At 69.9% G+C, this 11,953-nt stretch carries 4 protein-coding genes; all 4 read left to right on the top strand.

Annotated elements, in window-relative coordinates; genetic code table 11:
* Positions 1 to 414, top strand: a 414-nt coding sequence (locus FAZ21_RS19515; protein ID WP_136775104.1) for a phosphopantetheine-binding protein, incomplete at its 5' end; no start/stop codon positions are given.
* 38 nt (positions 415 to 452) lie between these two features.
* A complete protein-coding gene (locus tag FAZ21_RS19510; protein ID WP_136775103.1) occupies positions 453 to 3,812 on the top strand; it encodes a non-ribosomal peptide synthetase in 3,360 nt (1,119 codons plus the stop codon).
* An 82-nt stretch (positions 3,813 to 3,894) separates the two neighbouring features.
* Positions 3,895 to 10,446 (top strand): non-ribosomal peptide synthetase, encoded by a 6,552-nt coding sequence (locus tag FAZ21_RS19505; protein ID WP_136775102.1) that lies wholly within the window; start codon positions 3,895 to 3,897, stop codon positions 10,444 to 10,446.
* A 3-nt stretch (positions 10,447 to 10,449) separates the two neighbouring features.
* On the top strand, positions 10,450 to 11,953 hold a 1,504-nt coding region (locus FAZ21_RS19500), incomplete at its 3' end, for a condensation domain-containing protein (protein WP_246038791.1).

The following is an 11,953-nucleotide window of genomic DNA, read 5'->3' as shown; positions in this document are numbered from 1 at the left end:
ATCGATGCGGTCGAGACCATGCTGCTGTCCGCCGTGCTGACGGCGCAGCCATCGCTGGCGCTGGCCGAGCGCCTGGGCGCCGAGCCCGTGCCAGCGCGCACCGGCCACCCGCGTCCACCGCTGGGCACGTCCTTTATCGCGCCCGAGGCCGGGCTGGAGGCGGATCTGGCGCTGTTGTGGGGCGAGTTCCTCGGCATCGCCGGCATCGGCGCCGAGGACAGTCTGTTCGAGCTAGGGGGCGATTCGCTGCTGGCAATCCAGATGCTGGCGCGGGTAAGGCAGGTCTATGGCGTCGAGCTGCATCCGGGCGCGCTGTTCCGTTCGCCCACGGTTGCGGCGCTGGCGCGGCAGATCGAAACCCGGCTGATCGAAGAATTGGAAAACGCCGTGGCGGCCGAGCCCGCCACGGTTTGAGACGCCGCGTCGACAGACGCTGGCCTTGAGGAAGACGCATGTCCGAAACGCACGATCTATCCGAACGACGCGCCCGCTTGAGCGATGCCCAGCGCGCGCTGCTGGCGCAACGGCTGCGGGGTGGCGCCACACCGGCGCCCACCGTGGCGCGCATCGAGCGGCGCACCGCGCGCGACAGCGCGCCGGCATCGTTCGCCCAGCAACGGCAATGGCTGTTGTGGAAGATGGACCCCGACAGCGCTGCCTACCACCTGAGCGGTGGTTTGCACTTCGATGGCGCGCTCGATGCGGCGGCGCTGGCGCGAGCGTTGCGGGCGCTGATCGAACGCCACGAATCGCTGCGCACCGTGTTCGCCGAGGACGAGGCCGGCGCGCTGACGCAGCGACTGCTGCCGCCTGCCGCCGACGTGCTGCACCGGATCGACCTGGATGCCTTGCCCGAAGCGCGGCGGCAGGTAGCAGTGGCCGACGAGACGCGCCGGCTGTGCGCCACGCCGTTCGACCTTGAACACGGCCCGCTGCTGCGGCTGAGCCTGCTGCGGCTGGACGCCGGCCGACACCGCCTGCTGGTGGTGATGCACCACATCGTGTCGGATGGCTGGTCCACGCAGTTGATCCTGGACGAACTGGCCGAGCTTTACCGCGCCGAATGCGAAGCGCGGCCCGCGCGGCTGCCCGAACTGCGGGTGCAGTACCTGGACTACGCGCCGTGGCAGCGTTGCCTGCTGGACGACGGCGAACGCCAGCGTCAGCTTGCGTGGTGGCGCGCCCAACTGGGCGAGGCGCAGCCGGTGCTGCAACTGCCGGTGGATCATCCGCGCCGCGCCGACGGCCGCTACCGCCAGGCGCAGGTGAGCGCGCAGTTGCCGGCGACGCTGGGGCAGGCGCTGCGCGAGCGCGCGCAGGCCGAGGGCGCCACGTTGTACATGCTGCTGCTCACTGGCTTCCAGGCATTGTTGTACCGCCATACCGGCCAGACCGACCTGCGTATCGGCGTGCCCACCGCCAACCGCCACCATGCCGATACAGCCGGCATCGTCGGCTTTTTCGTCAACACGCAGGTACTGCGTGCACAACTGGCCGCGCGTACCACGCTGGCGCAGTTGCTGGCGAAAACGCGCGACGCGGCGCTGGGTGCGCAGGCCCACCCCGACCTGCCGTTCGAGCAACTGGTCGAAGCGCTGCAACCGACGCGTATCTGGGGCGTCTCGCCGCTGTTCCAGGTGGTGTTCAACCACCTGCGGCACGATCGCCGGGCGCTGGCCGACTGGCCGGCGCTACGGGTGGAACGGCTGGAGCTGGAACAGCCGGCCGCGCAGTTCGAGCTGACGCTTCAGACCTTCGAGGACGAAGCCGGCCAGGTCGAGTTGCAGTTCAAGTACGCCGCCGAGCTGTTCGAACCCGCCACCATCGAGCGCTGGGCGCAGCACTATGTGCGGCTGCTGGCGGCGTTGGCCGACCAGCCGGCGCAGGCGGTGGACGACGTGGACCTGCTGGCGTCCGACGAGGCGGCCATGCTGCGGACGTGGGGTGACGCTCGCGACACCAGTACGGAGCAACCGCCGTTGCACCGGCTGTTCGCACGGCATGCCGCGAACGCGCCCGACGCGCCGGCACTGGCCTGCGGCGACACGCGGCTGAGCTACGGCGAACTGAATGCACGCGCCAACCGGCTGGCCCATCGCCTGATCGCGCTGGGCGTGGGCCCGGAAGTGCGCGTCGGCGTTGCCGTCGAGCGCTCGGTGGAGCTGGTGGTGGGGCTGCTCGCCATCCTCAAGGCGGGTGGCGCCTACGTGCCGCTCGATCCGGCCTATCCGCAGGAACGGCTGGACTACATGGCCGGCGACAGTGGCATCGCGCTGCTGCTCACCCAACATGATCTGGCATCGCGTTTCGCGCGCGACGGCGCCGTGCCCGTGCTGGCGCTCGATACGCTGGACCTTGCCGCCGAACCGGCCACCGACCCCGCCGTGGCGGTGCACGGCGGCAACCTCGCCTACGTGATCTATACCTCCGGCTCCACCGGGCGGCCCAAGGGCGCGCAGCTTTGCCACGACAACGTGACACGGTTGTTGTCGGCCACCGCGCCGTGGTTCGCCTTTGGCCCCGACGATAGCTGGACGCTGTTCCATTCCTACGCCTTCGATTTCTCGGTGTGGGAAATCTTCGGCGCGCTGTGCACCGGTGGCCGGCTGGTGGTGGTGCCGTACTGGATCAGCCGTGCGCCCGAGGATTTCCTTGCGCTGCTTGCCCGCGAACGGATCACCGTGCTCAACCAGACGCCATCCGCCTTTGCGCAACTGATTCATGCGCTGCCGGCTGGCGATTCATCCGCCCTTGGCTTGCGCCACGTGATCTTCGGCGGCGAAGCGCTGGAGCCGGAAAGCCTGCGCCCGTGGTTCGACCGCTTCGGCGATGCCGCTCCGCAGCTGATCAACATGTACGGCATCACCGAAACCACGGTGCACGTCACCTTCCGCCGTATCACCCGTGCCGACCTGGGGCAAGCGCGCAGCCCCGTGGGCGTGGCGATTCCCGACCTGGGCATCCGCGTGCTGGATGGTGCGCTCAACCCGGTGCCGGTCGGCGTGCCGGGCGAGCTGTATGTCAGCGGCGCTGGCCTAGCGCGCGGCTACCTGGATCGTCCCGCCCTGAGTGCTGAGCGCTTCATCGCCGACCCGTTCGCAAGCGATGGCGGGCGGCTCTACCGTAGCGGCGACCTGGCGCGCTGGAACACATCCGGCGAGCTGGAATACTTGGGGCGCATCGATCACCAGTTGAAGATTCGCGGTTTTCGCATCGAGCTGGGCGAGATCGAAGCGCAACTGCTGGCGCAGCCGCAGGTACGCGAAGCGGTGGTGCTGGCGCGCGACGGCGCGGCAGGGCTGGAACTCGTCGCCTACATGTCGCCGCAGCACGGGCAATCGCCCGATGCGGCGATGCTGCGCGGCGCGCTGGCGCAGGTGCTGCCCGATTACATGGTGCCGGCTCGCTTCGTCGTGCTGGATGCGCTGCCCCTGAACGCCAACGGCAAGGTCGATCGCAAGGCGCTGCCCGAACCGGGCGCGGTCGAGCGCGTCTATGCGCCGCCTCAGGGCGACGTCGAACCGGTGCTGGCCGCGATCTGGGCCGAGGTGCTGGGGCTGGCGCGCGTGGGGCGCGACGACCATTTCTTCGAGCTCGGCGGGCATTCGCTCGCCGTGCTACAGGTACAGACCCGAGTGCAGCAACGGCTTGGCGCCAAGGTGCCGTTGCCGAACTACTTCCGCCAGCCCCGGCTGGCGGACCTGGCCGCCACCCTGGCGGCAGCGCGGGCGGGGGACCGCGACGCCGATGCCGATGCGGCGGCGCGCATGCGCGCGCTGCTCGACACGCTCGAAGACGAGCACCCGGCATGAACGTCCTTTTCCGCGCGCCATCTGCCACCGCCCGCCCCGCCGCCGCCGTGCCCTCCATCGCCCATCCATTGCAGGCCCCGACATGACCTTCGATCTCCACGACATCGCGCAGCGTTTTGCCCGCCTGCCACGCGCCAGGCAGGGCGTATTCCTGCAAGCGCTGCAACAGCAGGGCCTCGATTTCGCCCGCCTGCCCATCGTGCCCGCGCCGCGCGACGCGGACCCGCTGCCGTTGTCGTTCGCCCAGTTGCGGCAATGGTTCCTGTGGCAACTGGAACCGCAAGACACCGCGTATCACATCGCCGGGGCGATCCGGCTGCGCGGCGCGCTGGTGCTGGACGCCGTGGGCGCTGGCTTTGCCGCGCTGGTGGGGCGCCACGAAGCGTTACGTACGGTGTTTCGCCCCGGCGCAGACGGCGTCGTGGCGCAACAGGTGTTGCCGCCATCGCCACTCGATATTCCGTTGATCGACCTGAGCGGTACCGTGCCGGCGCAGCGCGATACCGAAGTGCGTGCTGCCGCGCTGCGCTTCAATGCCACTCCGTTCGACCTCACCCAGGGGCCGCTGCTGCGGGTGGCGCTGATCCGCCAGGCGTCGGACGATCACGTGCTGGTGGTGGTGATGCACCACATCGTCTCGGATGGCTGGTCGATGCAGGTGCTGGTCGACGAATTCGTCGCGCACTACCGCGCGCATTGCGCTGGCGAGGCGGCCCGCCTGCCGGCGCTGGCCATCCAGTACGCGGACTACGCGGCGTGGCAGCGCAACTGGCTGGAAGCCGGCGAGCGCGACCGCCAGCTCGCCTACTGGCGCGACCGACTGGGCGCCGGGCAGCCCGTGCTGCAACTGCCTACCGACCATCCTCGCTCGCCTAGCGCCCGCTACCGCACCGCCAGCCATACCGCTATCGTGCCGTCCGCGCTGGCGGCGCGCTTGCGCCAGCGCGCGCAGGGCGAAGGCGCCACCGTGTTCATGTCGCTGCTTGCGGCGTTCCAGGCGCTGCTCCACCGCTATACCGGGCAGACCGACCTGAGCATCGGCGTGCCCACCGCCAACCGCCAGCGCGAGGAAACCGCCGGGCTGATCGGCTTTTTCGTGAATACCCAGGTGCTGCGCGCCACGCTGGACAGCCGCACCCCGCTCGGCCGCCTGCTGCACGCCACCGCCGAAGCCGCGCTGGGCGCGCAGGCGCACCAGGACCTGCCGTTCGAGCAACTGGTCGAAGCGCTGCAACCGGAGCGCACGCTGGGCGTCAGCCCACTGTTCCAGGTGATGTTCAACCACATGCAGGGCGATCTGCGTGCGCTGAACCAATTGCCGGGGCTGACGCTGGAAGACTACCCGCTCGGCGGGCAGGCGGCGCAGTTCGAACTGACGCTGACCACGCACGAGCACGACGACGGCACGCTGACCGTGCGCTTCGACTACGCCGCCGAGCTGTTCGATGCCGACACCATCGCGCGCTGGAGCGCGCACTACCAGGCGCTGCTGAAGGCGCTGGCCGAGGCACCGCATACCGCCGTCGGCGATGTGGTGTTGCCGGAGGGCGACGAGGCGGCACGACTGGCACGCTGGGGCCGCAGCCATGCCCGCCTGGCCGTTGCCCAGCCCATTCACGCGCTGGTCGAACGCCGTGCCGCTGAATGTCCCGACGCCACCGCCGTGCTGCTGGGCACGGAGCGGCTGGGCTATGCCGAACTCAATCGCCGCGCCAATCAACTGGCGCACCGGTTGATCCGCCTGGGCGTGGGCCCGGAAAGCCGGGTCGGCATCGCGATGGCGCGCTCGTTCGACCTGGTGACCGCGTTGCTGGCGGTGCTCAAGGCGGGTGGTGCATACGTTCCGCTCGATCCGGCCTATCCAGCCGAGCGCCTGGGCTACATGGTGGCCGACAGCGGGATGTCGCTGCTGCTGACCCACGACGCGGTGGCCGGGCACATTCCCCGCCCGGCCGCATTGCCGGTGCTGGCGCTGGACCGGATCGGCCTGGACGATGAGCCGGTGCACGATCCCGCCGTGGCGATCCACGCCGATCAACTGGCCTACGTGATCTACACCTCCGGCTCCACCGGCCAGCCCAAGGGCGTGGCGGTGGCGCACGGCCCGTTCAGCATGCACTGCCAGGAAACGGCGGCCCTGTATGAAATGGGGCCGCAATCGTGCGAGCTGCACTTTCTGTCGTTTGCGTTCGATGGCGCGCACGAGCGGCTGTTCACCGCGCTGGGTTGCGGCGCGTCGGTGCTGCTGCGCGACGACGCGCTGTGGAGCGCACAGACCACCTTGCAGGCGCTGGCGGCACACAACGTGAGCAACGCCGGCTTCCCGCCCGCCTATCTGCGGCAGTTGGCCGAAAGTGCCCGGCAGGACGGTGACTGCCCCACGGTGCACCTGTACTCCTTCGGTGGCGAAGCAATGCCGCGCGAAGGTTATGACGCGGTGCGCGCCCATCTGCGCCCGCAGCGGCTGATCAACGGCTACGGCCCCACCGAGGCGGTGGTGACGCCGGTGCTGTTCAAGGCCGACGCCGATCACGGCATTGCCTCGGCCTACGCGCCCATCGGCCGGCCCATGGGCGAGCGCAGCGCCTACGTGCTCGATACCGATCTCAACCTGGCGCCACAAGGCGTGGAGGGCGAGCTGTACCTTGGCGGCCTGGGTCTCGGGCGCGGCTATCTCGGCCGGCCGGGCCTGACGGCGGAGCGCTTCGTCGCCGATCCGTTCGAAGAAGGTGGCCGGCTCTACCGCACTGGTGATCTGGTGCGCTGGAACGGCGGCGGCCAGTTGGAATACCTGGGCCGTATCGATCACCAGGTGAAGATTCGTGGTTTCCGCATCGAACTGGGCGAAGTGGAAGCGCAACTGCTGGCACAGCCCGGCGTGCGCGAAGCGGTGGTGGTGGCGCAGGACGGCCCGGCCGGCGCGCGGCTGGTGGGCTACGTGGCCGCGCACCAGGGCCATTCGCTGGATTCCACCGCGCTGCGCGCTGCGCTGTCCACCTGCCTGCCCGACTACATGGTGCCGAGCGTGCTGATGCTGCTGGATGCACTACCGCTCAACCCCAACGGCAAGGTGGATCGCAAGGCGCTGCCGGTGGCGGAGCTGAGCGCCAGCGCCGGCTACGTGCCGCCGCAGGGCGATATCGAAACGGCGCTGGCGGCGATCTGGGCCGAGCTGCTGGGGGTGGCGCGTGTTGGCCGCCACGACAACTTCTTCGAGCTGGGCGGGCATTCGCTGCTGGCGCTGCGGCTGGTGGAGGCGGTGCAACGGCGTGGCTGGGCGCTGGAAGTGCGCGCGCTGTTCCAGTATCCGCAACTGGCCGACCTCGCCGCCGCGATCGCCACCACCGAGGCCGTGCCTGCCGTGGTGGTGCCGCCCAATGGCATTCCGCCCGACTGCACCGCGCTTGCGCCGGAGATGCTGCCGCTGGTGGCGCTGGAGCCGGCGCAACTGGCGCGGATCGAGGCGCTGATCCCCGGTGGCGCAGCCAATATCCAGGACATCTACCCGCTGGCGCCGTTGCAGGAAGGCATCCTGTTCCACCACGCGTTGCAAACGCGCGGCGATGTCTACGTCACCACCCAGGCACTGTCGTTCGCCAGCCGCAAGCATCTGGAGCGCTTCGTCGCCAGCCTGGAGCAGGTGATCGCGCGCCACGACATCCTGCGCACCGCCGTGCTGTGGGATGGGTTTCCCGAGCCGGTACAGGTGGTCTGCCGCAAGGCACCACTGCGCCTGCAATGGCTGGACAGCGAGCCTGCCGGCGATGCGGCGGCAAGGCTGGCGCGGCACGTCGATAACGGCCACTACCGCATCGAGGTACAGCGCGCGCCGCTGATCCACGCCATCGCCGTGCACGACGCGCCGGCCGGCCGCTGGCTGCTGCAACTGCCGTGCCATCACCTGATCACCGATCACACCACGCTGGAACTGCTGGTCGAAGAGATCGACCTGATCCAGCGCGGCCAGGCCGAGCGGCTGCCCGAGCCGGTACCGTTCCGCGATTTCGTGGCGCAGGCGCGGCTGGGTGTCAGCCAGGCCGAGCACGAGGCGTATTTCCGCCGCATGCTGGGCGATCTGGCCGAGCCGACCGCGCCGTTCGGCTTGCTGGACGTGCAGCGCGACGGGGGCGATCTCGATACCGCCGCGTTGCGCCTGCCTGACCCGCTGGCGGCCGCCATGCGCGAACAGGCGCGGCGCCACGGTGTCGCCGCCGCCACGCTGTGCCACCTGGCGTGGGCGCTGGTGCTGGCGCGTGCCACCGGCCGGCGCGATGTGGTGTTCGGCACCGTGCTGTTCGGCCGCATGCAGGGCGGCGGCGCCCGGCGCGCGCTGGGGCTGTTCATCAACACGCTGCCGCTGCGGCTGGATATCGGCCGCGCCGGCGTGGCCGAAGGGCTGGCGCAGGCGCATCGGCGGCTGGCGCAGCTATTGCGGCACGAGCACGCCAGCCTGTCGCTGGCGCAGCGATGCAGCGCGCTGCCTGGCGGCACGCCGCTGTTCTCCAGCCTGCTCAACTACCGCTACAGCGCACGCGACGACGCCGCGCCGGCGCGGCAATGGGAAGGCATGGAAATCCTGGCGGCGGCGGAACGCACCAATTATCCGCTCACGCTGTCGATCGACGATCTGGGCGATGCCTTCGTGCTGGAGGCGCAGTCCGCCCGGCCGGTTTGCGCCGCGCGCGTCTGCGACGACATGGCGGCGGCGCTGGCCGAACTGAGCGCCGCGCTGGCGGTGCGGCCGACGCGCCCGCTGTGCGACATCGTGCTGCATGGCGACACGGAGCGCGCCACGCTGCGCCAGTGGAGCGTCAATGACAAGCGCCATGTCGGCGCGCAACCTGTGCACCGGCTGTTCGAACAACACGCGCGCAGTCGGCCCGATGCGGTCGCGCTACGCTTCGGCGACGTGCAACTGGGCTATGGCGAACTGAACGCACGTGCCAACCGGCTGGCGCATCACCTGATCCAGCGTGGCGTCGGGCGCGAAGCGCTGGTCGGCGTGGCGGTGGAGCGCTCGGTGGAACTGGTGGTGGCGCTGCTGGCCATCCTCAAGGCAGGCGCCGCCTATGTGCCGCTCGACCCGGACTACCCGCGCGACCGGCTTGCCTACATGGTGGCGGACAGCGGCCTTTCGTTGCTGCTGACCCATAGCGCGCTGGCGACACTGATCGAACACGATGCCGGCCTGCCGGTGCTGGCGCTCGATACGCTGACGCTGCCCGACGCACCCGCGCACGATCCCGACGTGGCGGTGCACCTGGAACAACTGGCCTACGTGATCTACACCTCCGGTTCCACCGGCCGCCCCAAGGGTGCAGGCAACCGCCATGGCGCGCTGTTCAACCGCCTGGCGTGGATGCAGCAGGCGTACGCGCTGGGGCCGGACGACACCGTGCTGCAAAAGACGCCGTTCAGCTTCGATGTCTCGGTGTGGGAATTCTTCTGGCCGCTGATGGTGGGCGCGCGGCTGGCAGTGGCCGGGCCGGGCGATCATCGCGATCCGGCGCGGCTGGTGGCGTTGATCCGGCAGCACGCGGTCACCACGCTGCACTTCGTGCCGCCGATGCTGCAAGCCTTTCTGGCGCACCCCGGCATCGAGGATTGCACCGGCCTGCGCCGCATCGTGTGCAGCGGCGAGGCGCTGCCGCTGGAAGCGCAGCATGGCGTGTTCGACCGGCTGCCGTGGGTGCGGTTGTACAACCTTTATGGCCCGACCGAAGCGGCCATCGACGTCACGCACTGGACCTGCCGCGCCGATGCGACGGCCCATTCGGTGCCCATTGGCGCCCCGATCAGCCAGACCGCGACCTACGTGCTCGACGGTGACCTCAACCTCGCGCCGCAAGGCGTGGCGGGCGAGTTGTACCTCGGCGGCCTTGGGCTCGGGCGCGGCTACCTCGGCCGGCCGGGCCTGACGGCGGAGCGCTTCGTCGCCGATCCATTCGATCCTCAGGGCGGGCGGCTCTACCGTACCGGCGACCTGGTGCGCTGGAACGGCGATGGCCAACTGGCATACCTGGGCCGTATCGATCACCAGGTGAAGATACGCGGCTTCCGTATCGAGCTGGGCGAAGTGGAAGCGCAACTGCTGGCACAGCCCGGCGTGCGCGAAGCGGTGGTGGTGGCGCAGGACGGCCCGGCCGGCGCGCGGCTGGTGGGCTACGTATCCGGCCAGTCGCTGGAGTCGGCCGCATTGCGTGCCGCCCTGGCGGCACACCTGCCCGACTACATGGTGCCGAGCGTGCTGATGGTGCTGGATGCACTGCCACTCAACCCCAACGGCAAAGTGGACCGCAAGGCGCTACCGACGGCGGAGCTGGGCAACGCCGCCAGCTACGTGCCGCCGCAGGGCGAGGCGGAAACGGCGCTGGCTGCGATCTGGGCCGAACTGCTGGGCGTGGCGCGCGTTGGCCGCCACGACAACTTCTTCGAACTGGGCGGGCACTCGCTGCTGGCGCTGCAAGTGGCGGCGCTGCTGGCCGAGCGCCACGCCGCCACGCTGCCGATACGCGCTTTCTTTGACCATCCCACCCTTGCCGCGCTGGCCGAGCCGCTGGCCGCCGCCGGCCTGGGCGACCGCCACCAACGTTTATCCGAAATGAGCCGTCTGCTCGACGAATTCGAGGTCTGATCCATGCCGCTCGATGCACAACAAATCGCCCATCGCTTTGCCGCGCTGACGCCGGAAGCCCGCCGTGGCTTCCTGGCCCGCCTGCAGGATGCGGGGCTGAACTTCGCCGAACTACCCATTGTGCCGGCGCCGCGCGACGGCCGGCCACCATTGTCCTACGGCCAGCGGGGCCTGTGGCTGACCTGGCGGCTGGACCCGGACAGCGCCGCCTACAACATGGGCGGCGTGCTGCGCATTGCCGGCGCGCTCGACGTGGTCGCGCTGGGCGAGGCATTGCGACGGCTGGTCGAGCGCCACGAAGTGCTGCGTACCGTGTATCCGGCCGACGACGATGGCGAGCCGTGGCAGCAGATCCTGCCGGCGACAGCGCCTGCGCTGCCGCTCACCGACCTGCGCCACCTGCCCGAGTGCGAGCGCGCCGCGACACTGGCCGAACTGGAACAGGCTCTGATCAGCATGCCTTGCGCGCTGGACCGCGAGCCGCCGTTCCGCAGCGCGCTGTGGCAACTGGCGGACGGGCAATACGCGCTGGGGCTGGTACTGCACCACATCGCTGGCGATGGCTGGTCCATCGGCATCCTGATCGACGAACTGCTGGCGCTGTACGAGAGCGCTGCTACCGGGCAGCCGACGTCGCTGGCGCCATTGCCGGTGCAGTTCGCCGACTTCGCGCTGTGGCAGCGCAACTGGCTGGAGGCTGGCGAGAAGGAACGCCAGCTCGACTACTGGCGCCGCCGCCTCGACGATGGCGAATATGCGCCGCTGGCACTGCCGCGCCCACAAGACGGCGCGGCCGGCGATGGCGCTCATACGGTGCTGCTGCCCGCGGCGCAGACGGCGCGCCTGCAACAACTGGCGCAGGATTCCGGCGCCTCGCTGTTCATGGTGGTGGTTGCGCTGTTGCAGGCCACACTGCATCGCTTTACCGGGCAGGAACGGATTCGCATCGGCACGCCGATGGCCAATCGGCAAAAGGCCGAAACGCATGGCCTGATCGGCTACCTGCTGAACCTGCAGGTATTGGCCGGCGAGGTGGACGCGCGCATGACCTTTGCCGAATTGCTGGCCGCCGTGCGCGACACCGCGCTGGGGGCGCAGCAGCATCCCGACCTGCCGTTCGACGCGCTGGTCGACGCCTTGCAGGTGGAGCGCCGGGCCGGCGAGCACCCGCTTTTCCAGGTGAAATGCACCCAGCAGGCGGCGACGCCCACACTGCGCGAGGTTGCCGGTCTGCGGATCGAACTGGCCGGCGCGGCGGCCGGCGAGGCGCACTTCGACCTGAGCGTCGATTTCCTGCTTGGCACCGACGGCATGACGTTGACCCTGGCCTATGCCGCGCGGCGGCTGGACGCCGCCACCGTGGCACAATTGGCCGATACACTGCTGGCGTTCGCCGCGCAGGCGGCCGACGCGCCGACGAGCAGGCTGGCGGACTGGGCGGCGCCCGGCTCGGCCGGTGCGCTGGCCGGGCCCGTGTCGGCGTGGACGCACGCCAATGTGGTGGAGG

It is taken from the genome of Chitiniphilus eburneus (assembly GCF_005048205.1).
Lineage (GTDB): Bacteria > Pseudomonadota > Gammaproteobacteria > Burkholderiales > Chitinibacteraceae > Chitiniphilus > Chitiniphilus eburneus.
The sequence above is the reverse complement of the archived record's forward strand: the minus strand, read 5'-3'. Positions and strand labels throughout refer to the sequence as shown.

Coding starts and splice junctions, on each gene's coding strand:
- FAZ21_RS19510 (WP_136775103.1), top strand. CDS start 453: ATGTCCGAAACGCACGATCTATCCGAACGACGCGCCCGCTTGAGCGAT.
- FAZ21_RS19505 (WP_136775102.1), top strand. CDS start 3,895: ATGACCTTCGATCTCCACGACATCGCGCAGCGTTTTGCCCGCCTGCCA.